This window comes from Undibacterium sp. TJN25 (assembly GCF_049339885.1).
Classification (GTDB): domain Bacteria; phylum Pseudomonadota; class Gammaproteobacteria; order Burkholderiales; family Burkholderiaceae_D; genus Undibacterium.
This window is the reverse complement of sequence record NZ_JBMPPM010000013.1, coordinates 50,548-73,867: the sequence shown is the minus strand read 5'-3', so window position 1 is coordinate 73,867 and position 23,320 is coordinate 50,548. Positions and strand designations below refer to the sequence as shown.

The window sequence follows — 23,320 nt, the reverse complement described above, 5'->3', positions numbered from 1 at the left end:
AGAGTGCGGGATAGTGTGTTGCAGGCTATGCCGCTCGCGGTTTTATCAATGATATTTCTGGGAGTCACCCCGGCATTTGTTACAATGCTCGCAAGACTGTCAGCAAACTTAAAGTGAATTATCATGAAAACAATGTCCAAAAAGATGCTTGCGCTGTGGATGCTTGCAGGTCTGGCATCCATTTTTACCCCGGCGCTGGCGCTGGCACAGGAAAAAGCCAAAGCACCTCCCCCTCCCGAACTGGAAAGACTGGATGAAGGCCCGGATACCGGCGTCACTATCGTCAAGCCTGAGCCGCGCAACAAGATTACCGAGAAGCGCGAAAAGGGCAAAGTCAACGAGGTGGAAGTTAAATCAGGTAAAAGCACCTACACGCTGCGCGGCGACCCTTCGATAGGCAATACCGCCAAGGGCACGGCCAACGGCGATGCCAACCGGCCCGCCATGTGGACCATCAAGGAATTCGGCGGACCGAAGGAAACCAAGGAAGCCGCAGACCCTATCGATACCTTGCCGCCCAACCCGGCCGCCGTTGCGCCGGCATCCAGCACGGCAGCGACAAAAAAATAAACAACGCCAGGCCTGGCGCGGCCTTTATGCGGGCCGCTTCCTGGCACCCCGCATAAATGCATGGCCGCCTGCAGTGTTTGGCCAGCCTTCCTTTCACCCGCTTTAAGACGTTTTTATAGATATGGCAGTATTTACATCGGTTAGCCTGGACGACCTGGGGCCATGGATGACGCAATTCCCGCTAGGCAAAGCGCTGGCGATCAAGGGAATTGCTTCCGGTATCGAAAACAGCAATTTCTTCATCCGGACTGACGCAGGCGAATACGTACTGACCATCTTCGAAAACCTGAGTTTCGAGCAATTGCCGTTTTACCTGAAGCTGATGCGCCACCTGGCAGACCGTGGCGTGCTGGTGCCTGCGCCGATTGCCAATGCGCAGGGCGAGCTGGTGGCATCGCTGCACGGCAAGCCTGCGGCGATTGTCAGCAAGCTGGAAGGTTCTTCGCAAATGTCGCCGCAGCCTGCGCATTGCGCTGAAGTCGGCGCCATGCTGGCGCGCATGCATCTGGCAGGGCAGGACTTTCCACTCCACCAGCCGAATTTGCGCGCACTGGACTGGTGGCAGGCGACTACGCCGGTGGTGCTGCCCTTCCTGTCTGGGTCTAATCAGCAATTGCTGCGCGACGAAATGCAATATCAGCAAGCTTTTGCCGCGGGGCCGGAATACGCCGCGTTTGCACGCGGCCCAGTGCACGCCGACCTGTTCCGCAACAACGTGATGTTCGACGGCGACCGGCTGACCGGATTTTTCGATTTTTACTTTGCCGGCTGTGATACCTGGCTGTTCGACGTAGCCGTCACCGTCAATGACTGGTGCATTGACGTCTCCAGCGGCGCGCTGGACCTAGCGAGAGTGGAGGCGATGCTGCTGGCCTACCACACGGTGCGTCCTTTCACCGGCGCCGAGCGCAGCGGCTGGCAGGCCATGCTGCGCGCCGCGGCGCTGCGTTTCTGGCTGTCACGCCTGTACGACTACCATTTGCCGCGCGACGCAGAGATGCTGACGCCGCACGATCCCGGCCATTTTGAGCGCATACTACGCCTGCGTGTCTCCTTGCCTGCGCCTGCTTTACCTGGGAATTGATGATTTAGTATGAACAAGCCGAATGCAAAAACCGGCTGGCTGTGGGTCAAACAGGGCTTTAAGCTCTTCCTCAAGCAGCCGGCGGAATTATTAACCCTGTTTTTTGCCTATATGTTTCTCAGCATGGCGATAGGGATCCTGCCCGTAGTAGGGCAATTCTTGCCGCTGATGCTGATCCCGGTATTTGCCATGAGTTTCATGCAGGCCTGCAGGCACGTAGAGCAGGGCAAGCGCGTCTATCCCAACCTGTTGCTGACGGGTTTCCGTTCCCCTGCATTCCTGAAACTATTGCAGCTCGGCTTGCTGTACATCGTGGCAGCTGTCGCGGCGATTGCGATTTCCAGCCTGGTGGACGGCGGTGCGTTATGGGATTTCATCCTCGGGCAAAAGCCGATGGACAACAAGACAATGCGGGAATCCAGCCTGTTTACCGGCATGCTGGTGGCGGCGCTGGCCTACCTGCCTGCGATGATGGCTTTCTGGTATGCCGCGCCGCTGATCGCATGGAACAAGATGCCGGTCGGCAAGGCTGTGTTCTACAGCTTCTTCGCCGTACGCGGCGCAGGCAGCGCCTTTACCGTCTACGGCCTGGCCTGGGCGGTGCTGAGCGTGCTGCTGCCGACCTTGCTAAGCGTGCTGGTGGCGGTGATAGTCGGGCAGGCGATTGTGGTGGTGATGATCGTTATCCCTATCACCCTGGTGCTGACGGTCGTCATGTACCTGTCTTTTTATCCGACTTACACGGAAATATTCGGCACGCCTGACGACAGCGTCTGATCGCTGCCCCAGGCTGCCGTCTTGGCTACCTGTTTAATCAGGCAGCATGCTCTGAGGGCAGATCGAGATCTTCAATGATTTCGAAGCTGTGCGTCATTTCCGCGGTCTTTTCCAGCATGATCGACGCCGAGCAGTATTTTTCATGCGATAGCTTGATGGCGCGCTCCACCGACGCAGGTTTCAGGTTGCGGCCCCGTACCGTAAAGTGGAAGTTGATCTTGGTGAATACCTTGGGTTCCGTGTCGGCACGCTCTGCCGTCAGCTTGACGTCGCAGCCGCGCACGTCCTGCTTGCCCTTGCGTAAAATCAGCACGACATCATAGGCGGTGCAGCCGCCGGTGCCGACCAGCACCATTTCCATGGGCCGCGGCGCCAGATCACGGCCGCCGCCATCTGGCGCGCCATCCATCGTGACAATATGGCCTGAACCGGTCTCGGCTAGAAAGGTCATGCCGGATGATCCGGTCCAGCGTACGGTAGCTTCCATGCTTTTCCTTATAAAACAATATGTAATTAACAGTCGTTTTTATATTGTAGCCCAGTCGCGGGACGTAGACCGCCGGCGTTGCGGCGCAAGGTGAAACGTTTGCCCCGGGAATTGCCGCTTTTTAGTGACAGCCGACTAGGAAATTATCTTGCACTGCACAATTTTGTATCCTATTATTGACCTATCGGTTAATTGTCTCCCGGTTTCCGGGCTAGCCACGCAGTTTGTCTCCTCCACCTCCTCCTATGAAGTGGATTGAACCCGAAGCCAACCGCTTCGGGTTTTTTTTGCCCCCCTCCGCCCTCAAAACCTGCCGTGTGCCTAATATTTATACAGGCCTTGACAGTAAGTCTTTGAAAATACTATAATTTAGGGCTCTCCTGTACGCTCAGGGGAGAGGTAATAAAAGGGCGAGTCCGGCAGGCGGTAAGTGCCGGAACCACCGAAAGAGCGTTTTTACTTTTAATTTAGGATTCATCATGAAAACCTTTTCCGCTAAAGCACACGAAGTGCAGCGCGACTGGTTCGTGATTGACGCGACAGATAAAGTACTCGGACGTGTTGCCAGCGAAGTGGCACTCCGTTTGCGCGGCAAACACAAACCGGAATTTACTCCTCACGTCGACACGGGCGATTTTATCGTTGTTGTCAATGCAGGCAAACTGCGCGTGACGGGCACTAAAGCCCTGAACAAAACATACTACCGTCACACTGGCTATCCAGGCGGTATCTATGAAACCAATTTCCAGAAAATGCAACAGCGTTTTCCAGGTCGCGCACTCGAGAAGGCAGTCAAAGGCATGTTGCCTAAAGGCCCACTCGGCTACGCGATGATCAAGAAGCTCAAAGTGTACGCAGATGGTTCCCATCCGCACGCTGCGCAGCAACCTAAAGTACTCGACCTGTAAGGATAAGACATGATCGGTAACTACAATTACGGAACCGGCCGTCGCAAGAGTGCAGTAGCTCGCGTCTTCCTGAAATCCGGCAGCGGCAAGATCGTTGTAAACGGTAAACCAGCTAACGAATATTTTTCTCGTGAAACTGGCCTGATGGTCATTCGCCAGCCTCTGGAACTGACTAACCACCTCGAAACATTCGACATCATGGTCAATGTACACGGCGGCGGCGAGTCCGGCCAGGCTGGTGCAGTTCGCCACGGTATCACTCGTGCGCTGATCGATTACGAAGCAACACTGAAACCAGAGCTGTCCAAAGCCGGTTTCGTTACTCGTGATGCACGTGAAGTTGAACGTAAAAAAGTTGGTCTGCGCAAAGCACGTCGCGCGAAACAGTTCTCCAAGCGTTAATCTGCGGATATCTGCTCAAAAAGCCGTCAGGTTACAACCTGGCGGCTTTTTTTATTTTGGGTTGCACTTGTTAGTTGAAGCGATAACGGCGTTGCTGCGGTCTTGCCTTACTAAAGTAATGTCTTCGCCTGCGCGATATCTCAATTTGTAAAACCAATAGTCTGCATGCTTGAGGCGGGATAAACTCCTGCTAGAATACGGACAAAATTTCTTTCAGGTAATGTGGCTGCGGCTGCGTTGCTCGCCCGGAAAGCTTGCAAAATTTCGCGGCACCGGGTGGTCGGGTAAAAGGCACTAGGCGCTTATCGTCTTATTGTGAAAAGGACATAGTATGATCAAGGTTGGCATTGTTGGCGGTACCGGTTATACCGGCGTGGAGTTGCTACGCATCCTGGCGACGCATCCGGAGGTGCAGATAACGGCCATTACCTCCCGCAAGGAAGACGGTTTGCCCGTCGCTGACATGTATCCTTCGCTGCGTGGCCGCGTAAATATCGCTTTCTCTTCTCCCGACAAAGCCAGGCTGACCGAATGCGATGTCGTGTTCTTTGCGACACCGCACGGCGTGGCGATGGCGCAGGCGCCGGAACTGCTGGCTGCCGGCGTCAAGGTCATCGACCTGGCGGCTGATTTCCGCCTGCAGGATGTGCGCCAGTTTGAAAAATGGTACGGCATGCCGCACAGCTGCACCAATTTGCTGGAAGAGGCCGTGTACGGCCTGCCGGAACTGAATCGCGATGCGATCAAAAAGGCACGCGTTGTCGGCAATCCGGGTTGCTACCCGACGACGATGCAGCTCGGTTTCTATCCGCTGCTGAAAGCGGGCGTCATTGATGCCGGCAGCCTGATTGCCGATTGCAAATCCGGCGTGTCCGGCGCAGGCCGCAAAGCCGAGCTGGGTCTGCTGTTTTCGGAGACCAGCGATACCTTCAAGGCGTATGGCGTATCCGGCCACCGGCATACGCCGGAAACCGTAGAGCAGCTGCAGCGCATGACGGCAGATAAGGTCGGCCTGTTGTTCACGCCGCACCTGGTGCCCATGATACGCGGCATGCACTCGACGCTGTACGGCCGCCTGGCACGGGATATCAGCAATGAAGAATTGCAGGCCCTGTTTGTGGATGCCTACAAGGATGAAACTTTCGTGGACGTGATGCCGTTCGGTTCCCACCCTGAAACCCGCTCCACCCGCGCCTCCAATATGCTGAGGCTGGCGCTGCACCGTCCGGACAACGGCAATACCGTGGTTGTGCTGGTGGTGCAGGACAATCTGGTCAAGGGTGCATCCGGCCAGGCAGTGCAGTGCATGAACCTGATGTTCGGGCTGGAAGAGACTACCGGCCTGATGCATGTGCCGGTGATGCCATAACCCGTGCCCATGGCTAAGACGTCTTCATGGAAGCGGCGCATCGCAGCGTCGAAAATGACGATCAAGCAACAGCGGCCGTGGCCTGTGACGGTGGCCATGGTAGCGCTGGTGGTCGGTCTGGGAGGGGCAATGGCAATGTGGACCTATGACCTGGGTCGCAGCCTGACGGGGTTCGAACCCAAGGCCAGCAAGGAAAAATTGCAAGTCTTGCAAAAGCAGGTCGACGACCTGACTGCCGAGCGCGACAAGCTGGCCGTATCCGCCAACACGGTGGAAAGCCAGATGAATATCGACCGCTCCATGCAAAAGCAACTGACCGACCAGATCAAGACGCTGACCGCAGACAACCTGAAGCTGAAAGACGACCTTTCCTTCTTTGAAAGCCTGATGCCGTCGGCCACCGGGCCGGAGGGGATCACCGTGCAGCGACTGGCGGCGGATATGGCCGCACCTAATCAGTTGCGCTACCGCATCCTGGTCATGCAGGGTGGCAAGGGCAGCAATGATTTCAATGGAGAATTGCAATATAACCTGACGCTTGTGCAGGCAGGCAAAAGTGTTATGATGCAATTCCCCGATCCCAAGGCTGGTGATTCTGCCAAGCTAAAATTGTCATTCAAACACTATCAGCGCCTGGAAGGACTGATTCCCTTGCCGGACGGCGCGACGGTCAAGGCAGTGCAGGCAAAAGTGGTGGATCGTGGCCAGGTACGCGCTCAACAATCGATTAATCTGTAAGGAAGCTTGTCCATGTTCAGCCGCAAAAACAAGAGTACGATTGATAGTCTGATTGGCGTCGCCACGACCATAGAGGGTAACCTGCACTTCAAGGGTGGCCTGCGTATTGACGGTTATGTCAAAGGCAATGTAATTGCCGAGCCGGGCGAAGCCAGCATGCTGGTGATCTCCGAGCAGGCAAAAATAGACGGCGAAGTACGCGCCGGCCACATTGTTGTCAACGGCGAGATCAATGGCCCGGTATTTTCCGCCGAGCTGATTGAATTGCAGCCGAAAGCCCGCATATCTGGAGATGTGCACTACAAGGCACTGGAAATGATGAGCGGCGCACTGGTTGCCGGCAAACTGGCGCATGACCAGCTTTCCGAGCCGATGCTGAAGCTGGCGTCGTCCAACGGAGCCTAGTCCGTACGCAGGGGTTTGTTGAATAAATGAACACAAACCCTTTCATCGTATACTGAAACAACCTGAAGCCGCTGCCCGTTTTTTGGGCGGCAAAACATGCGATATCGAATTAGGGTCTATAATAAGGCCTGACTGAATTGTAGGAGCAAGAGATGAACGCCATAGCCGAAATGCCAGCACCGATTATTTTTACCGATAGCGCCGCCGCCAAGGTCGCGCAATTGATTGAAGAGGAAGGTAACCCCGACCTGAAACTGCGTGTGTTCGTGCAAGGCGGCGGATGCTCCGGCTTCCAGTATGGTTTCACTTTTGATGAAATCACCAACGAAGACGACACTGCCATGACCAAGAACGGCGTGCAATTGCTGATCGACTCGATGAGCTATCAGTATCTGGTCGGTGCAGAGATCGATTACAAGGATGACCTGGAAGGCGCGCAGTTCGTGATCAAGAACCCGAATGCGACAACTACCTGCGGCTGCGGTTCCTCGTTCTCGGCCTGATCGTAGCTTGTTGTGCAAAAAGGACGCTGCGGCGTCCTTTTTTTATGGCCTGAAATTAATTCAGCGCTGATCTCCGCAACAATTCACCACTGCTTGTCCGACATTCATTAAACTGGAAGCCTGATAAAAAAGGAATGACTATGGAGCAGACAAGTTCAGGCGACATGTACCGCCAGCGTCAGCGCGAGGTAGTGGCCGCGCTGCGTGCCGCGATTCCCACGCAGTGCGTATTGTTTCAGGAAGAAGATACCCGTCCCTACGAATGCGACGGCCTGGCGGCCTATCGTCAGCTGCCGATGGTGGTGACGTTGCCTGAGAATGAAGAACAGGTCATCGCCGTGCTGAACGTTTGCCGCGCGTTGCAGGTGCAGATCGTGCCGCGCGGCGCCGGCACCGGCTTGTCCGGCGGCGCGATGCCGATTGCCGACGGTGTAGTGCTGTCCACGGCGAAACTGAACCGCATCGTCAAAGTGGACGCTTATGCCCGCACCGCCATCGTCCAGCCCGGTGTGCGCAACCTGGCGATTTCAGATGCGGTGGCCCGGCACGGCCTGTATTACGCTCCGGATCCGTCGTCGCAGATTGCCTGCACGATAGGCGGCAACGTTGCCGAAAATTCCGGCGGCGTGCATTGCCTCAAATACGGACTGACCGTGCACAACGTGCTGCGGGTTCGGATGATTACTATCGAAGGCGAAGCGGTGGAACTGGGCAGCGGCGCGCTGGATGCGCCGGGCCTGGACCTGCTGTCGGTATTCATCGGTTCCGAAGGCATGCTGGGCGTGGTGACGGAGGTGACCGTCAAGCTGGTGCCGAAGCCGCAGGCGGCGCGCGTCATCATGGCGTCCTTTGACGACGTGGTCAAGGGCGGCAATGCAGTCGCCAATGTGATCGCAGCCGGCATCATTCCTGCCGGGCTGGAGATGATGGACAAGACCTCGTCGCGCATGGTGGAACCTTTTGTGAAGGCGGGCTACGACATCGATGCCGAAGCCATCCTGCTGTGCGAATCCGACGGCACCGTCGACGAAGTTGAAGAGGAAATCCAGCGCATGACGGCGGTGCTGCAAGAGTCCGGTGCAACGGCGATAGCGGTATCGCAGTCGGAAGCGGAGCGCCTGAAATTCTGGTCCGGCCGCAAGAACGCTTTTCCGGCGGCAGGCCGTATTTCGCCGGATTACTACTGCATGGACGGCACGATACCGCGCAAGAACCTGGCGCAGGTGCTGATCAGCATTTCGGAGATGGAGCAAAAATACGGACTGCGCTGCGCCAACGTCTTCCACGCAGGCGACGGCAACCTGCATCCGCTGATTTTGTTCGACGCCAATCAGCCGGGCGAATTCCACCGCGCCGAACAGTTCGGCGCCGACATCCTGGAGCTATGCGTTGCCGTGGGAGGGACGATCACCGGCGAGCACGGCGTGGGTATAGAAAAAATCAATTCCATGTGCGTGCAGTTTTCCGAAACCGAACGTGAGGCCTTCTTTGCGGTCAAGCGTGCATTCGATACGCCCTTCCTGCTGAACCCGGACAAGGCTATTCCCAGCCTGCACCGTTGCGCGGAATACGGCCGCATGCACGTCAAGCGTGGCGCACTGCCGTTCCCTGAGCTGGAACGCTTTTAAAAAAATGAACCGAGACATGGATCAACTACTGGAAGACATCCGCCAACGCATCCTGGCCGCCGGTGCAACGAAGTCCGCGCTGCGCATACAGGGCGGCGGTACCAAGGAATGGTATGGGCAGACGCCGCGCGGCGAGCTGCTGGATACCCGCGCTTACGCAGGAATTATTGCCTATGACCCTACCGAACTGGTGATCACGGCGCGTTGCGGCACGCCTTTGGCCAAGATAGAGGCCGCACTGGCGGAGCAGAACCAGATGCTGGCATTTGAACCTCCGCACTTCGGCGAAGGCGCGACGATAGGCGGCGTGGTGGCAGCGGGCCTGTCCGGCCCGCGCCGTCCTGCTGCGGGAGCAGTACGCGATTTTGTGCTGGGCGTCAGCCTGCTGGACGGCAAGGGAGAATTGCTGCATTTCGGCGGCCAGGTCATGAAGAATGTGGCCGGCTATGACGTGTCGCGCCTGCTGACGGGGTCGCTGGGCAGCCTGGGTTTGATCACGGAAGTGTCGGTCAAGGTATTGCCGAAACCTTTTGCTGAAACCACCCTGGTATTTGCGTTGTCGGAAACGGATGCGCTGGCGCGACTGAACCAGTGGGGCGGCCAGGCGCTGCCTATCTCCGCCAGCGCCTGGCACGTGGGCCGCCTGATGCTGCGCCTGTCCGGTGCGGAAGCGGCAGTGCGTGCTGCAAAACAAAAGCTGGGCGGCGAGGTAGTGGACCATGCCGACGCCTATTGGACATCGCTGCGCGAGCAGACTCACGATTTCTTTACGCAGGATGACAACCGCGGCCTGTGGCGCCTGTCGCTGCCGTCCACCACGCCGCCTATGGTGCTGAAGGGAAAGTCACTGATAGAGTGGGGCGGCGCTCAACGCTGGCTGTACAGCGACATGGAGCCACGAACGATACGCGAAGAAGTGGCCAGGGCTGGCGGCCATACCACACTGTTCCGCGGCGGCGACAAGGGGCAGGGCGTATTCACGCCGCTGGCGCCGGCCATTGCGGCGATCCACCACAAGCTGAAAAGCGCCTTCGATCCGGCAGGGATATTCAATCCCGGCAGGATGTATAAAGACTTCTGACCATGCAAACCAATCTCGCCGATTTCATCAAAGACACCCGCGAAGGCCAGGAGGCAGACCAGATCCTGCGCAAGTGCGTGCATTGCGGTTTCTGTACCGCGACCTGCCCCACGTACCAATTGCTGGGTGACGAACTGGATGGCCCGCGCGGCCGTATCTACCTGATCAAGCAGGTGTTGGAAGGCAAGCCCGCTACTGCAAAAACCCAGATGCACCTAGACCGCTGCCTGACCTGCCGCAACTGTGAAACCACCTGCCCGTCCGGCGTGCAATACGGTCGCCTGGTGGATATCGGCCGCAAGGTCGTCGATGAGCAGGTGCCGCGGCCATTGGGGCAAAGCCTCAAGCGCAAGGCCTTGCAGGAGCTGCTGCCGCGCAAATGGCTGTTTACGCCTGCAATGAAGGCCGGGCAGATGCTGAGGCCAATGCTGCCCAAGGCGCTGAAGAACAAGGTGGCGCAGGCGCAGCCTGCCGGTGCATGGCCGCAGGCCCAGCACGCGCGCAAGATGCTGCTACTGGACGGCTGCGTGCAGCCGGCGATGTCGCCCAACATCAACGCCGCCACCGCCAGGGTGCTGGATGCGCTGGGTGTGCAGCTGATCGTTGCCCCCAAGGCTGGCTGCTGCGGCGCGATACGCTATCACCTGAATGAGCAGGAGGCAGGCCTCGATGATATGCGGCGCAATATCGAAGCCTGGTGGCCTTATGTGGAAGCCGGCGCAGAAGCGATCGTGATGACGGCGTCGGGCTGCGGCGTCACCGTCAAGGAGTACGGCCACCTGCTGGCGCATGACGCCGCCTATGCAGAAAAAGCTGCGCGCATCTCGGCGCTGACGCAAGACCTCAGTGAAGTGCTGCCGCAGTTCGAGGCGCAGCTATCCGGCAAGCTCGCGGGCAAGGCCGGCAAGCGCGTGGCCTGGCACCCGCCCTGCACCCTGCAGCACGGGCAGCAGATACGCGGCAAGGTAGAGGGCTTGCTGCGCAGCGCCGGTGTCGATGTGCAGTTATGCGCCGACAGCCACCTGTGTTGCGGCTCGGCCGGCACGTATTCGGTGCTGCAGCCGGAATTGTCTTACCAGTTGCGCGACAACAAATTGCGCAACCTGCTGGATACCGGGCCGGAGATGATCCTGTCGGCCAATATCGGCTGCCTGACGCATTTGCAATCGGGGACCGAGGTGCCGGTCCGGCATTGGATAGAACTGGTGGATCAGGCGTTGTCCTGACGTGAAAATTCTTGCGGGGTTGCTGGACGCCTGCTGTGACTAGCGCTAAGCTGGGCGCATGATACAGACATTCACTATCCTGCTGATCTTCCAGAGCCTGGGCGAAGGCTTGGCGTATCTGCTTGGCCTGCCTGTTCCCGGGCCGGTGATCGGCATGCTGCTGTTGTTCTGTTACCTGTTATTGAAAAAGGACATGGCCCAGAAGCTGGCCCCCACGGTGCAGGAATTCCTGAAGCACCTGTCGCTGCTGTTCATCCCTGCCGGAGTCGGCATCATGGTGCTGGGACAGCAGGTGCTGGCTGAATGGCTGCCGCTGGCCGTCGCGCTGCTGGCCAGTACCGCCGTTTCGATTACCGTGACTGCGCTGGTCGTGCGCTGGCTGCAGAAATGACGGGCCGCCTGACCGATATCTGGGTCTATCTGGCTGCCTCGCCGCTGCTGGGACTCACCGCCACACTGATCGCCTACCAGCTTGCCTACGCCATCTACGCAAAGACGCGGTTCAATTCACTGGCCAATCCGGTCGCCATCGCCGTGGCAATGCTGGTGTTGGTGTTAAGCCTGACGGGCACTTCCTATAAAACTTACTTTGCCGGGGCCCAGTTCGTCCACTTCCTGCTGGGGCCGGCCACCGTGGCGCTGGCGATTCCCTTGTACCAGCAAGTCGGCAAACTGCGGCGTAACTGGTTTGCGTTCCTGATGGGCTCGCTGCTCGGCAGCGCTACGGCGATAGCCACCGCGATGGGTGTGGCATGGGCGCTGGACGCATCGCCGGCGACGGTGCTGTCGATTGCACCTAAATCCGTAACGATGGCGATTGCAATGGGTGTATCGGAAAAAATAGGCGGCCTGCCTTCGCTGACGGCGGTGCTGGTGATGCTGACCGGGATCGCCGGTGCAACCATGGCGCGTGGGCTGTTGGATGTGCTGAAGATAAAAGACGATAGCGTGCGCGGTTTTGCGCTCGGTGTCAGTGCGCATGGCATAGGCACGGCGCGCGCATTCCAGTTCAGTGAAGAAATGGGCGCTTTTGCCGGGCTGGCGATGGGCATCTCCGGCCTGTTGACGGCGCTGCTATTGCCGCTTGCGCTGAAATTACTGGGCCTGATATGAAAACTGCCTGGCGGCGCAGGCAGTTTTTAAACGGGGCCAAGGCAGGCGGTGTTACTCTGCCAGCAGCTTTTCTATATCTTCCACCAGCTCCTTGGGGGCAGTCGCCGGTGCATAGCGCTTGAAGACTGTGCCGTCCTTCTTCACCAGGAATTTGGTGAAATTCCATTTGATTGCTTCGCTGCCCAGCAGGCCGGGCGCTTTTGCTTTAAGGTGCTTGTACAGCGGATGTGCATTGCTGCCATTGACATCGATTTTTTCAAACAATGGAAAGCTGACGCCGTAGTTTTTCTCGCAGAAGGCGCCGATCTCGTCAGAGTTGCCGGGCTCCTGATGGCCGAACTGGTTACACGGAAATCCAAGCACTTCCACGCCCTTGTCCCTGAACTGCTGGTAGACCGCTTCCAAGCCTTTGTACTGGGGCGTAAAGCCGCAGTTGCTGGCGGTATTGACGATCAGCAGCACCTTGCCCAGATACTGTTTCAGGTCGACTTGGCTGCCTTGCAGGCTGTTGGCGGTGAAATCCAGGTTGCTCATACAATTCCTAGGTGTTGGGTGCCCGCGCTCAGGTCGCGGTCTTTGGCGTCTTTGCCCTGCAGCATGATGGCCAGCCGCAGCTCATTGACCGAGTCGGCATTGCGCAGCGCATCTTCATAGGTGATCAGGTCGGCTTCATGCAGATCGAACAGCGCCTGGTCGAAAGTCTGCATGCCCAGCTCGCGCGACTTTTTCATGATTTCCTTGATCTCGTGCACATTGCCCTTGAAGATCAGGTCGGAAATCAACGGTGTATTGAGCAGGATCTCGACCGCGGCAACACGGCCTTTTTTCCCCTTGATAGGCAGCAGGCGCTGAGAAATCACGCCCTTCAGATTCAGCGACAAATCCATCAGCAGCTGCGCGCGGCGTTCTTCCGGGAAGAAGTTGATCATCCTGTCCATGGCCTGGTTGGCACTGTTCGCGTGCAAGGTAGCCAGGCAAAGATGGCCTGTTTCGGCAAACGCGATGGCGAAATCCATGGTTTCGCGGTCGCGGATCTCGCCGATCTGGATGACGTCCGGCGCCTGCCGCAGCGAATTCTTCAGCGCTGCACCCCAGTCCTCGGTATCGATGCCCACTTCGCGCTGCGTGACAATGCAATTGCCGTGCGGATGCACATATTCGATAGGATCTTCCACCGTCAGGATGTGGCCGTAGCTGTTGGCGTTGCGGTAGCCTATCATTGCCGCCAGCGTCGTCGACTTACCGGAGCCGGTCGCACCCACCATGATGACCAGGCCGCGCTTGGTCATCGCCACTTCTTTCAGATTGCTCGGCAGGCCCAGGTCTTCAAACTTGGGAATCGCGGTGGTGATGGTCCTCAGCACCAGGCCGACGCGGCCCTGCTGCATGAATGCAGAAACGCGGAAGCGTCCCATGCCCGCAGGGTTGATCGCAAAATTACATTCCTTGGTGGCTTCAAATTCCGCCGCCTGCTTGTCGTTCATGATGGCCCGGGCAAGGTCCACCGTGTGCGCCGGCGTCAGCGCCTGGTTGGATACGGGGGTTACCTTGCCGTCTATCTTGAAGGCGGGAGGGAATTCTGCAGTAATGAACAAATCCGAGCCGTTCTTGGTCAGCATCAGCCGCAGCAAGTCGTGCATGAATTTGGTTGCCTGATCGCGTTCCATATTTCTCAGAGCCTTTTAAAAGCGGGTTGAACTGTCTGTTCAGGGGTTAACCTGGGAAATTGTCGGGGATCTTCGCCGCGGCCCTGGCGGTTGCTGCCGAGATGGCGTTGCGGCGCACCAGGTCGGTCAGGTTCTGGTCCAGCGTCTGCATGCCGATATTGCTGCCGGTCTGGATCGCTGAATACATTTGCGCAATCTTCGCTTCGCGGATCAGGTTGCGGATCGCCGGCGTGCCGAGCATGATTTCATGTGCAGCGACGCGGCCGCTGCCGTCCTTGGTCTTCAGCAGGGTTTGCGAGATGACCGCCTGCAGCGATTCGGACAGCATTGAACGCACCATTTCTTTTTCTTCCGCCGGGAACACGTCGACGATACGGTCAATGGTTTTTGCCGCAGACGAAGTATGCAGCGTGCCGAACACCAAATGGCCCGTTTCCGCCGCTGTCAGCGCCAGGCGTATCGTTTCCAGATCGCGCAGCTCGCCAACCAGGATCGCATCCGGATCTTCACGCAAGGCCGAGCGCAGCGCATTCTGGAAAGACATTGTGTGCGGGCCGACTTCGCGCTGGTTGATCAGGCATTTTTTCGATTCATGCACAAATTCAATCGGGTCTTCCACCGTCAGGATGTGGCCGTATTCGTTTTCGTTCAGGTGGTTCACCATCGCCGCCAGCGTGGTCGATTTGCCGGAGCCGGTAGGGCCGGTCACCAGCACCAGTCCGCGCGGCTTCATTGCCAGCTCTGCAAAAATCTTCGGCGTATTCAATTGTTCCAGGCTCAGGATCTTGGAAGGAATGGTCCGCATGACCGCTGCTGCGCCACGTTCCTGGTTGAACGCGTTGACGCGGAAACGCGCCAGGCCGGGGATGGAAAAGGAAAAATCGCATTCCAGCACTTCTTCATAAGCCTTGCGCTGCGAGTCATTCATGATGTCATAGATCAGCGAATGCACGTCTTTATGTTCCAGCGGCGGCAGGTTGATGCGGCGCACATCGCCGTGCACCCGTATCATCGGCGGCAGGCCTGACGATAAATGGAGATCGGAAGCGTTGTTCTTGACCGAAAAGGCGAGTAGTTCTGAAATGTCCATTTATAATCCGATAACGATAGAAGATAGATTGCAAGCAAACGAGGCGGCGGGCTGGTGCGCAGGATGCCGGCCAGACCGCGCCGATCCCGCTCCAAGCACAACAGCCCCCCGCCAAAATAATGTACTGGAAGTAACCTGATTATGTCCTCAATCTCAATATCTGACAACTTGCAAACTGTACAGGCTGCCTTATTCGCCGCCTGCCGCGAAGCGGGCCGCGAGCCCGCCGAGGTGAGCTTGCTGGCCGTATCCAAGACCTGCAGCCCGGAGCAGGTGCTGGAAGCCGCCAAGGCCGGGCAGCGCGCCTTTGGCGAGAACTACCTGCAGGAGGCCGCCGACAAAATGGCAGCAGTGCACGCTTCCGCCCCGGAACTGGCGCTGGAATGGCATTTTATCGGGCCTATACAGAGCAACAAGACCCGTCCTATTGCCGAGAATTTCGCCTGGGTGCACTCGGTGGACAGGGAAAAAATTGCAGTAAGATTATCAGAACAGCGCCCCGCCGGATTGCCGCCGCTGAACATATGTTTGCAAATAAACATTAGCGGCGAAGCCAGCAAGAGCGGCGCCACTCCTGCGGAGGCGGTTGAACTTGCCAGGAAAATCGCGGGCCTGCCCGGTGTGCGGCTACGCGGCCTGATGGCAGTGCCCGAGCACACCGACGATGTTGCGGAACAACACGCCGCATTCCGGCAATTGAGGGAACTGAAGGACGCGATACAGTCGCACGGCATTGCGCTCGATACGCTGTCCATGGGCATGAGCGCCGACATGCCGGTAGCCATCGCCGAAGGCAGCACCATGGTCAGGATAGGAACTGCGATTTTTGGAAAGAGGTCTTATGCAAAATGAATTGAAAATAGGTTTCATCGGCGGCGGCAATATGGCCACCGCGCTGGTGGGCGGCCTGGCAGTAAAGCTGACCAGCCCGAACAATATCCACGTCATCGACCTGAACCAGGATTCATTGACCAGGATGGAAGCGCAGTTCGGCGTGAACACCGCACTGGCGATAGACGGTGCGCTGGCGCCCTGCGATGTCATCATCCTGGCGGTGAAGCCGCAGCAGTTGCGCGACGTGGTCACTCAGCTGCGTCCCCATCTGTCCGGTCAGCTGCTGCTGTCGATCGCTGCCGGTATCCGGGCTGAGGACATTTCGCGCTGGCTGGGCGGCTATGATGCCATCGTGCGCAGCATGCCGAATACGCCCGCGTTAATTAGCAAGGGCGTGACGGGCATGGTGGCGATGGCCGGCGTCAGCGCAGAGCAGCGCCAGGCCGCAGACAATATCATGCGCGCGGTCGGCGCCACGGTGTGGCTGGACGACGAAGCACTGATCGATTCCGTCACGGCAGTGTCCGGCAGCGGCCCGGCCTACGTGTTTTATTTCATTGAAGCGATGCAGCAGGCGGCCGCCGAACTGGGGCTGAATGCGGAGCAGGGCACGCAACTGGCAATCGCCACCTTTACCGGCGCCGCCGAACTGGCCGCGCAATCGGCGGACCAGGTATCGGTCTTGCGTGAGAAAGTGACCTCCAAGGGCGGCACGACGTATGCCGCGCTGACCAGCCTGGAATCCAGCGGCGTCAAAGCGGCAATCGTGCAGGCCATCAAGGCCGCCGCGGCGCGCGGCAAAGAGCTGGGGGATGAGTTCGGACAGCAGTAATCGGGAGTGGGGCTGGAGCAGGTTTTCGTGGCACTACTTCGCTTCGGCCTGCCGCGGCGCTGCATCTGTGCCGGCTTTATCCTGGGGCCGCAAGCCCTGCCAGATGCGCCAGGCGATCAATCCCTTGTTGAAAATGGAGAACAGCCTGCGCGGTTTGACAATGACCGCTGCGGCTACGACGCCCGCGACTAACAAAGGATGCTGTTTGAGCTTGGCGACGATGCGCAGGCCAGCATCGGCAAGCGTCAGCGACTGCCTGGCCTGCGCCGCCTGCACTGCGAACGCATTGCGTTGCTGCTCGCTCTTGTCCAGCAACGCCTGACGTCGTTGCTGCAGCTTATGGGGGAGCGAGGATTGGGCCATATAAATTTCCAATACGCTTCTAATCCGCCGCGGATGACGCGGTGGAGGTGCTTTCCGCTTGCAGCGCCGAGCGGTCCTTGCCGAGCTCTGCCAGCGTATGCGCAAACATCCGGGGCTTGCTGCGTAGCGCGTGGCGCAACCACAGGCCCAGGCCTGCCGCGGAAGCGGCAAACAGCAGGATCAGCGCCAGCAGCACCTGGAAGCGGTAGCTGTCCCAGAAGAAGGCAATGACCAGCAGAATACACAGCAGCACCGCAATGCCGGCGCAGAACATGGCCGCCAGCACCAGCACGAAGTAGCCGGCATAGCGCGCCAGTTCTTCTTCTACCTCAACTGAAACCAGTTCCAGCCGGGTGTGCAGGATATCCAGCAGTGTGGCTGCCAGCCGCGCCAGCGATGCAACGATGGCCATGCGCTTATTTGTTGCGACCTATCAGCAGACCGATCAGCAAGCCTATGCCGGCAGCGACACCGGCCGTCTGCCAGGGGTTTTCCTTGACGTAGTCATCGGTTGCCTGGGCCGCTTCTTTGGTCCTGGCGACCACCGCTTCCTCGACGCGGACGATCTCATCCTTGGTTTTTTTCAGCGTTGCCTCGAACTTTGCCTTGGCCGCCTTGAATCCCTCGCCGGTCTGCTGCTCCGAATTTTGCAGCAAGGATTCCGCATCCTTGATGATCTGATTCAGGTCGCTCATCAGTTTGTCTTTGGCGCTATCTGTGGAACTCATGGTGTGTCCTTTCAATAGGGGGTACGCAGAACAGAAACAGCGGATTATTAAATGTGCAATTCGCCTTGCTTACTTTAGCGCATAGTCAACGGCGATGCCAGCAAAAATCGCTGCTCCCAGCCAATTGTTATGGCGGAAGGCGGCAAAGCAGCGCATGCGGTCGCGCCCGCGTATCAGTGTGTAGTGATAGACGGCGAAAGCGCATGCCGCCACCATGCCGGCGGCGAACCACAGGCGCAGGCCCATTTGCCAGCCTACCGCGAAGATCAGCGCAAAGCTGGCGGCGTAGCACAGCATGATGGCCAGCACATCGTAGCGGCCGAAGGTGATGGCGGATGTGCGGATGCCGATTTTCAGGTCGTCGTCCCGATCCACCATTGCATATTCGGTGTCATAGGCTACTGCCCAGAAGATATTTGCAATCAGTAATATCCACGCCGCCGCCGGCACCTGGCCCTGCACCGCGGCAAAGCCCATGGGGATGCCAAAGCCGAAGGCGATGCCGAGATAGGCCTGCGGTATTGCAAAAAAACGCTTGAAATAAGGGTAGCTGCCGGCGATCAGCACGGCCAGCACCGACAGCTGTTTAGTCAGCGTATTCAGCGGCAGGATCAGCAGGAAGGAAATCAGCGTCAGCACGACAGCCACCATGACGGCTTCCCAGCCGGCGATTTTTCCGCTGGTCAGCGGGCGCTCGGCAGTGCGCTTGACGTGCTTGTCGAAATCCCGGTCGGCATAGTCGTTCATGGCGCAGCCGGCGGAGCGCATCAGCACCGTACCGACAGTAAAAATGGCAACCAGGCGCCAGTCCGGCCGGCCGGCGGATGCCATCCACAGCGCCGTCAGCGTCGGCCACAGCAGCAGCAATATGCCAATGGGCTTGTCCAGACGGACCAGTTTGAAATAATAAAGAAGCCGGGTGGAAAAGGAGATGCTTGAGATTGAAGACATAATGTGGACGGCTCAGCCGTGTAAAGGCAATACCGCAAAAAAGCGGCCAGTGTTGTGATTGTGCGTCGCAAAGAGGAATTATAAGTGCTATCCGTACACACCGGTTTGATGTAATGCTATCGTAGCGCGGTTGTCACAATATATACATAAAATAAGCAGCATTTTGTCGTCGTTGGCAGATTATCCAATAACAGCAAGTAGCCGCCACCATTTCGGGGACACGCAATGAAATTCACACTCAAGACCTTGGCTGCCGCCGGCGCCATGCTGGCACTGTCAATGACGGCAACGTCGGCCTACGCGGTAACGGAAATCAGCTGGTGGCATTCGATGACCGGCGCGCTGGGCGACCGCGTCAACGCGTTGGCCGACCAGTTCAACAAGAGCCAGCCCGACTATAAGGTGGTGCCGGTCTACAAGGGCAGCTACGACGAGGCAATGGCCGGTGCGATTGCCGCCTACCGCGCCGGCAATGCGCCCAATATCCTGCAGGTGTTCGAAGTGGGCACTGCGACCATGATGTATTCCAAGGGCGCCATCAAGCCTGTGTCCGAGGTGATGAAGATCGCCGGCGAGAAGTTTGACGCCAGCGTCTATATCCCTGCCGTCGCCGGTTATTATGCGACGCCCAAAGGCGAACTGGTGTCTTTCCCGTTCAATAGCTCCACCACGGTGTTTTACTATAACAAAGACATGTTTGCCAAAGCCGGCATGGATCCGAACAAGGCGCCTGCCACGTGGCAGGAAGTAGTTGCCGCTGCGGCAAGGCTGAAGGCCGGCGGAGAGAAGTGCGGCTATACGACCGGCTGGCAAACCTGGGTACACCTGGAAAGCTTTTCTGCGTGGCATAACGTGGAATTTGCGTCCAAGGCCAATGGTTTCGGCGGCCTGGATGCGCGGCTCAAGTTCAACGGCCCCTTGCAGGTCAAGCATATAGAAAACCTGGCCAACTGGGCCAAGCAGGGTTACTTCACGTATGCCGGCCGCAAGAATGAACCGGAAGCAAAATTCTATTCCGGCGAATGCGGCATGCTCACTTCATCCAGCTCTGCTTACGGCAATATCGCCAAAAACGCCAAGTTCAAATTCGCCGTGGCACCGCTGCCGTATTATTCGGACGTCGCCGGCGCGCCGCAAAACACCATCATCGGCGGCGCTTCGCTATGGACCATGAGCGGCAAAAAGAACGAGGAATACAAGGGTGTAGCCAAGTTCTACAAATTCCTGTCGCAGCCCGAAGTGCAGGCTAAATGGCACCAGGAAACCGGCTACCTGCCGATCACTATTGCCGCGTATGAGCTGACCAAGAAATCCGGCTTCTATGACAAAAATCCCGGTCCCGGTATTGCGGTCCAGCAGATGATCGTCAAGACCACCGACAAGTCGCGCGGTGTGCGCCTTGGCAATTTTGCGCAGATCCGTACCGTGATGGATGAAGAGCTGGAAGCGGTATGGGCCGGCAAGAAGACGGCCAAGGAAGCGCTGGATGCGGCAGTCGCCCGCGGCAATGAGATCCTGGAAAAGTTCGAAAAAGCCAACAAGTAAGCAGCCATAAACCTACTGCGCAATCTGATTTTGTGCCTGTGATGCTCGCCGTACCTGAGTACGGCTGTGCTTCTCGGCGCAAACTCAAACTGCTCGCTACGGTTTCTGACCGCTTCCTTGGCTCCCGTTTTAATCAAAAATTTTAAGGTTTTCGCTTGGAAAAACGTGCTCGTTTTCGTTCTGCCTGGTTGCCGTATCTGCTGGTGGCGCCACAAATTATTGTGACTGTGGTGTTTTTTTTCTGGCCGGCCGGGCAGGCTTTGTATCAGTCGGTGCTGCTGCAGGATGCCTTTGGCATGTCCACCGAGTTTGTCTGGCTGGATAATTTCAAGGCGCTGTTCGGTGACCCGAGTTATCTGGAGTCTTTCCAGACTACTGCACTGTTTTCCGTGCTGGTGGCTGTGCTGGGACTGGGTATCTCGCTCATTTTTGCCGTATTTGCAGACAGGGTGGTGCGTGGGGCGGCGGTGTATAAAACCTTCCTGATCCTGCCTTATGCGGTGTCGCCGGTGGTGGTGGGCGTATTGTGGATGTTTTTGCTGAACCCCACGCTCGGTGTTGCCGCGCATGCCTTGCGCCATTTCGGCATCGAGTGGAACAGCCTGCTCAATGGACGGCACGCGATGATACTGATTGTGCTGGCGGCGGTATGGAAGCAGATCAGCTACAACTTCCTGTTCTTCCTGGCCGGCTTGCAGGCCATCCCCAAATCCCTGATCGAAGCGGCGGCGATAGACGGCGCCGGGCCGGTGCGGCGTTTCGCCACCATCGTTTTCCCGCTGCTGTCGCCGACCTCGTTCTTCCTGCTGGTCGTCAATATCGTCTATGCATTCTTCGATACCTTCGCCATCGTGGAAGCCACCACGCAAGGCGGACCGGGCAAGGATACCGAGATCCTGGTGTTCAAGGTCTTCAATGACGGCTTCAAGGGCGGCGACCTCGGCAGCGCCGCTGCGCAATCGGTGATACTGATGAGCATCGTCATCGTGCTGACCGTCATCCAGTTCAAATATGTAGAAAAGAAAGTGCAGTATTCATGAGAGCAAGCAATGATTGAACGGCGCCCTGTACTGGATCTCATCAGCCACCTGGTATTGATACTGGGCGTGGCGATTGTCGCCTTTCCCATTTATATTGCCTTCGTTGCCAGCTCGCAGACGGCAGAGCAGGCGGCACTGGCGCCGCTGTCGCTGATTCCCGGCGACCAGCTGTGGCATAACCTGTCGGCGGTGCTGGGTACCGGCGCCTCCGGCAATGTCAGCGCCGGTCCGGTCGCCAGGATGCTGTGGGTCAGCCTGGTATCGGCGATGATCGTCGCCGTGGGCAAGATCAGTATCTCCATGCTGTCGGCGTTTGCGATGGTGTATTTCCGCTTTCCCGCGCGCGGTCTGTTTTTCTGGATGATCTTCCTGACGTTGATGCTGCCGGTCGAGGTGAGGATTACGCCGACCTACAAGGTGGTGTCCGACCTCGGCATGCTGAATACCTATGCGGGCCTCACGGTGCCGCTGATTGCATCGGCCACGGCCACCTTCCTGTTTCGGCAGTTCTTCCTGACGGTGCCCGATGAACTGGCGGAAGCCGCCCGCATAGACGGCGCGGGCCCGCTGCGTTTCTTCAAGGATGTGCTGTGGCCGCTGTCGCGCACCAATGTGATTGCATTGTTCGTCATCATGTTTATCTACGGCTGGAACCAGTACCTGTGGCCTCTGCTGATTTCCACAGAACAAAGCATGTATCCGATAGGCGTCGGCATCCGGCGTATGATCGCCGGCGGCGATGCCGCGGTGGAATGGAATATGGTGATGGCGACGCTGCTGCTGGCCATGCTGCCGCCGGCCCTGGTGGTGGTTGTCATGCAGCGATGGTTTGTAAAGGGACTGGTAGATTCAGAGAAGTAAATGCTTGGAACCCGTTGGCAATAACAATTGAAGATAGATTTATGGCGCAAGTCCACTTAAAAGACGTTAAAAAAACCTACGGCAAGGGCGACAAGGCGGTTGCCGTCATTCATGGTATTTCCATCGATATCGAGCATGGCGAGTTCATTGTCCTGGTGGGGCCTTCCGGCTGCGGCAAGTCCACGCTGCTGCGCATGGTGGCAGGCCTGGAAGAAGTTACTTCCGGCGATATCGTCATCGGCGACAGGGTCGTCAATGAGCTGGAGCCCAAGGACAGGGACATCGCGATGGTATTCCAGAACTATGCGCTGTATCCGCACATGACGGTGTACCAGAACATGGCCTACGGCCTGAAGATACGCGGCTTTTCCAAGGCCGATATCGAAACGCGGGTGCAGAAAGCGGCGAAGATACTGGAGCTGGGCGAGCTGCTGCAGAGGACGCCGCGCCAGTTGTCCGGCGGCCAGCGTCAGCGGGTGGCGATGGGGCGCGCAATCGTGCGCGAACCTGCGGTATTCCTGTTTGATGAGCCGCTGTCCAACCTGGACGCCAAGCTGCGGGTGCAGATGCGGCTGGAAATCCAGAAGATGCACCGCACACTGGGAACGACCAGCCTGTACGTGACGCATGACCAGGTGGAAGCGATGACGCTGGGACAGCGCATGATCGTCATGAACGGCGGCCGTGCCGAGCAGATAGGCACGCCGGCGGAAGTTTACGGCACGCCGGCGACGACGTTTGTGGCCAGCTTTATCGGTTCGCCGCCGATGAACCTGCTGCGCGGCAGCCTCAGTGAAGATGGGCGGCAGATACAGATCGGCGACACCGGCGTCGCCTTGCCTTTGCTGAAGGCGGATGCCGATAAAGTTGCCGGCCGCGAGCTGGTGCTGGGCGTGCGTCCCGAGCACTTGTTCCTCGGCATGCCGGGATTGCCGCTGGAAGTGGAAATGGTGGAAGCGCTGGGTGCCGACCTGCTGGTGCACGGACTATGCGGTGGGCAGCAACTGGTGATACGCACGCCTACCGGCACTGCCGTACAAGCCGGACAGCGCACAACTGCAGGGTTTGCGCCTGAAACCGTACACTGGTTTGACCCGGTGACGACACTTCGGCTGTAG

Annotated in this window: 28 protein-coding genes; 20 read left to right on the top strand and 8 right to left on the bottom strand. The window is 58.0% G+C overall.

Annotated elements, in window-relative coordinates; translation table 11 throughout:
- The first annotated feature begins 123 nt into the window (after positions 1–123).
- From ACO0LO_RS25340 to ACO0LO_RS25330, 3 genes are all read left to right on the top strand, one after another.
- A complete protein-coding gene (locus ACO0LO_RS25340) occupies positions 124–570 on the top strand; it encodes a DUF2782 domain-containing protein (RefSeq protein WP_422968661.1) in 447 nt (148 codons plus the stop codon).
- A gap of 121 nt (positions 571–691) precedes the next feature.
- On the top strand, positions 692–1,654 hold the full coding sequence (locus ACO0LO_RS25335; protein ID WP_422968659.1) for a homoserine kinase: 963 nt from the start codon (positions 692–694) through the stop codon (positions 1,652–1,654).
- A 9-nt stretch (positions 1,655–1,663) separates the two neighbouring features.
- On the top strand, positions 1,664–2,431 hold the full coding sequence (locus ACO0LO_RS25330) for a BPSS1780 family membrane protein (RefSeq protein WP_422968657.1): 768 nt from the start codon (positions 1,664–1,666) through the stop codon (positions 2,429–2,431).
- Between the two features lie 37 nt (positions 2,432–2,468).
- Here the strand turns inward: ACO0LO_RS25330 and ACO0LO_RS25325 are convergent, their stop codons facing one another.
- On the bottom strand, positions 2,469–2,918 hold the full coding sequence (locus ACO0LO_RS25325) for an OsmC family protein (protein WP_422968655.1): 450 nt from the start codon (positions 2,916–2,918) through the stop codon (positions 2,469–2,471).
- A gap of 479 nt (positions 2,919–3,397) precedes the next feature.
- Here ACO0LO_RS25325 and rplM point away from each other — a divergent pair, with 479 nt between their 5' ends.
- The 11 genes from rplM (at position 3,398) to ACO0LO_RS25270 (ending at position 12,291) form a co-directional block, all read left to right on the top strand.
- Entirely contained in the window at positions 3,398–3,826 is a 429-nt protein-coding gene (gene rplM / locus ACO0LO_RS25320; protein ID WP_188566680.1) for a 50S ribosomal protein L13, read from the top strand.
- Positions 3,827–3,835: 9 nt separating this feature from the next.
- Positions 3,836–4,228: a 30S ribosomal protein S9 gene (rpsI, locus tag ACO0LO_RS25315; RefSeq protein ID WP_188566679.1), complete on the top strand. Its 393-nt coding sequence runs from the start codon at positions 3,836–3,838 to the stop codon at positions 4,226–4,228.
- Positions 4,229–4,559: 331 nt separating this feature from the next.
- Positions 4,560–5,597 carry an N-acetyl-gamma-glutamyl-phosphate reductase gene (gene argC, locus ACO0LO_RS25310; protein WP_422968653.1) on the top strand — a complete coding sequence of 346 codons (1,038 nt, stop codon included), beginning with the start codon at positions 4,560–4,562 and terminating at the stop codon, positions 5,595–5,597.
- 54 nt (positions 5,598–5,651) lie between these two features.
- Positions 5,652–6,335 carry a DUF6776 family protein gene (locus ACO0LO_RS25305; RefSeq protein WP_422968651.1) on the top strand — a complete coding sequence of 228 codons (684 nt, stop codon included), beginning with the start codon at positions 5,652–5,654 and terminating at the stop codon, positions 6,333–6,335.
- Positions 6,336–6,347: 12 nt separating this feature from the next.
- Entirely contained in the window at positions 6,348–6,740 is a 393-nt protein-coding gene (locus tag ACO0LO_RS25300) for a bactofilin family protein (protein WP_422968649.1), read from the top strand.
- Positions 6,741–6,892: 152 nt separating this feature from the next.
- A complete protein-coding gene (gene erpA / locus ACO0LO_RS25295; RefSeq protein WP_422968647.1) occupies positions 6,893–7,243 on the top strand; it encodes an iron-sulfur cluster insertion protein ErpA in 351 nt (116 codons plus the stop codon).
- A gap of 140 nt (positions 7,244–7,383) precedes the next feature.
- Complete coding sequence (locus tag ACO0LO_RS25290; protein ID WP_422968645.1) at positions 7,384–8,871, top strand: FAD-linked oxidase C-terminal domain-containing protein; 1,488 nt, start codon at positions 7,384–7,386, stop codon at positions 8,869–8,871.
- A gap of 16 nt (positions 8,872–8,887) precedes the next feature.
- Entirely contained in the window at positions 8,888–9,952 is a 1,065-nt protein-coding gene (gene glcE / locus ACO0LO_RS25285; protein WP_422968643.1) for a glycolate oxidase subunit GlcE, read from the top strand.
- 2 nt (positions 9,953–9,954) lie between these two features.
- Complete coding sequence (glcF, locus tag ACO0LO_RS25280; RefSeq protein ID WP_422968641.1) at positions 9,955–11,178, top strand: glycolate oxidase subunit GlcF; 1,224 nt, start codon at positions 9,955–9,957, stop codon at positions 11,176–11,178.
- A gap of 58 nt (positions 11,179–11,236) precedes the next feature.
- Positions 11,237–11,569, top strand: a complete 333-nt coding sequence (locus ACO0LO_RS25275) for a CidA/LrgA family protein (protein WP_422968639.1) — start codon at positions 11,237–11,239, stop codon at positions 11,567–11,569.
- The gene (locus tag ACO0LO_RS25270; protein ID WP_422968637.1) at positions 11,566–12,291 is read left to right on the top strand and encodes an LrgB family protein; all 726 of its coding nucleotides are present in this window, start codon (positions 11,566–11,568) and stop codon (positions 12,289–12,291) included. The genes ACO0LO_RS25275 and ACO0LO_RS25270 overlap by 4 nt, the downstream gene beginning before the upstream one ends.
- 51 nt (positions 12,292–12,342) lie before the next feature.
- On the opposite strand, the gene ACO0LO_RS25265 is transcribed toward ACO0LO_RS25270, so the two are convergent.
- The 3 genes from ACO0LO_RS25265 to ACO0LO_RS25255 are packed head-to-tail and all read right to left on the bottom strand — an operon-like array spanning position 12,343 to position 15,048.
- Positions 12,343–12,825, bottom strand: coding sequence for a glutathione peroxidase (locus ACO0LO_RS25265; protein ID WP_422968635.1), 483 nt, complete (start codon positions 12,823–12,825; stop codon positions 12,343–12,345).
- Entirely contained in the window at positions 12,822–13,958 is a 1,137-nt protein-coding gene (locus ACO0LO_RS25260; protein WP_422968633.1) for a PilT/PilU family type 4a pilus ATPase, read from the bottom strand. The genes ACO0LO_RS25265 and ACO0LO_RS25260 overlap by 4 nt, the downstream gene beginning before the upstream one ends.
- 46 nt (positions 13,959–14,004) lie before the next feature.
- Positions 14,005–15,048 carry a type IV pilus twitching motility protein PilT gene (locus ACO0LO_RS25255; protein ID WP_422968631.1) on the bottom strand — a complete coding sequence of 348 codons (1,044 nt, stop codon included), beginning with the start codon at positions 15,046–15,048 and terminating at the stop codon, positions 14,005–14,007.
- A 141-nt stretch (positions 15,049–15,189) separates the two neighbouring features.
- On the opposite strand from ACO0LO_RS25255, the gene ACO0LO_RS25250 reads away from it, so the two are divergent.
- Positions 15,190–15,900 carry a YggS family pyridoxal phosphate-dependent enzyme gene (locus tag ACO0LO_RS25250; protein WP_422968629.1) on the top strand — a complete coding sequence of 237 codons (711 nt, stop codon included), beginning with the start codon at positions 15,190–15,192 and terminating at the stop codon, positions 15,898–15,900.
- On the top strand, positions 15,890–16,714 hold the full coding sequence (gene proC / locus ACO0LO_RS25245; protein ID WP_422968627.1) for a pyrroline-5-carboxylate reductase: 825 nt from the start codon (positions 15,890–15,892) through the stop codon (positions 16,712–16,714). Before ACO0LO_RS25250 ends, proC begins: the two co-directional genes overlap by 11 nt.
- A 33-nt stretch (positions 16,715–16,747) precedes the next feature.
- On the opposite strand, the gene ACO0LO_RS25240 is transcribed toward proC, so the two are convergent.
- The 4 genes from ACO0LO_RS25240 to ubiA all read right to left on the bottom strand — a co-directional run bounded on the left by ACO0LO_RS25240 (position 16,748) and on the right by ubiA (position 18,756).
- Positions 16,748–17,077: a YqjK family protein gene (locus ACO0LO_RS25240; protein ID WP_422968625.1), complete on the bottom strand. Its 330-nt coding sequence runs from the start codon at positions 17,075–17,077 to the stop codon at positions 16,748–16,750.
- Between the two features lie 19 nt (positions 17,078–17,096).
- Positions 17,097–17,489, bottom strand: coding sequence for a phage holin family protein (locus ACO0LO_RS25235; RefSeq protein ID WP_422968623.1), 393 nt, complete (start codon positions 17,487–17,489; stop codon positions 17,097–17,099).
- 4 nt (positions 17,490–17,493) lie between these two features.
- Positions 17,494–17,805: a DUF883 family protein gene (locus ACO0LO_RS25230; protein ID WP_422968622.1), complete on the bottom strand. Its 312-nt coding sequence runs from the start codon at positions 17,803–17,805 to the stop codon at positions 17,494–17,496.
- Between the two features lie 69 nt (positions 17,806–17,874).
- Positions 17,875–18,756, bottom strand: a complete 882-nt coding sequence (gene ubiA / locus ACO0LO_RS25225) for a 4-hydroxybenzoate octaprenyltransferase (protein WP_422968620.1) — start codon at positions 18,754–18,756, stop codon at positions 17,875–17,877.
- Positions 18,757–18,981: 225 nt separating this feature from the next.
- Here ubiA and ugpB point away from each other — a divergent pair, with 225 nt between their 5' ends.
- The 4 genes from ugpB (at position 18,982) to ACO0LO_RS25205 (ending at position 23,320) form a co-directional block, all read left to right on the top strand.
- Positions 18,982–20,301 carry a sn-glycerol-3-phosphate ABC transporter substrate-binding protein UgpB gene (ugpB, locus tag ACO0LO_RS25220; RefSeq protein WP_422968618.1) on the top strand — a complete coding sequence of 440 codons (1,320 nt, stop codon included), beginning with the start codon at positions 18,982–18,984 and terminating at the stop codon, positions 20,299–20,301.
- Positions 20,302–20,456: 155 nt separating this feature from the next.
- On the top strand, positions 20,457–21,341 hold the full coding sequence (ugpA, locus tag ACO0LO_RS25215) for a sn-glycerol-3-phosphate ABC transporter permease UgpA (RefSeq protein ID WP_422968616.1): 885 nt from the start codon (positions 20,457–20,459) through the stop codon (positions 21,339–21,341).
- 9 nt (positions 21,342–21,350) lie between these two features.
- Positions 21,351–22,202: a sn-glycerol-3-phosphate ABC transporter permease UgpE gene (gene ugpE / locus ACO0LO_RS25210; protein ID WP_422968614.1), complete on the top strand. Its 852-nt coding sequence runs from the start codon at positions 21,351–21,353 to the stop codon at positions 22,200–22,202.
- A 41-nt stretch (positions 22,203–22,243) separates the two neighbouring features.
- Positions 22,244–23,320, top strand: a complete 1,077-nt coding sequence (locus tag ACO0LO_RS25205) for a sn-glycerol-3-phosphate import ATP-binding protein UgpC (RefSeq protein ID WP_422968612.1) — start codon at positions 22,244–22,246, stop codon at positions 23,318–23,320.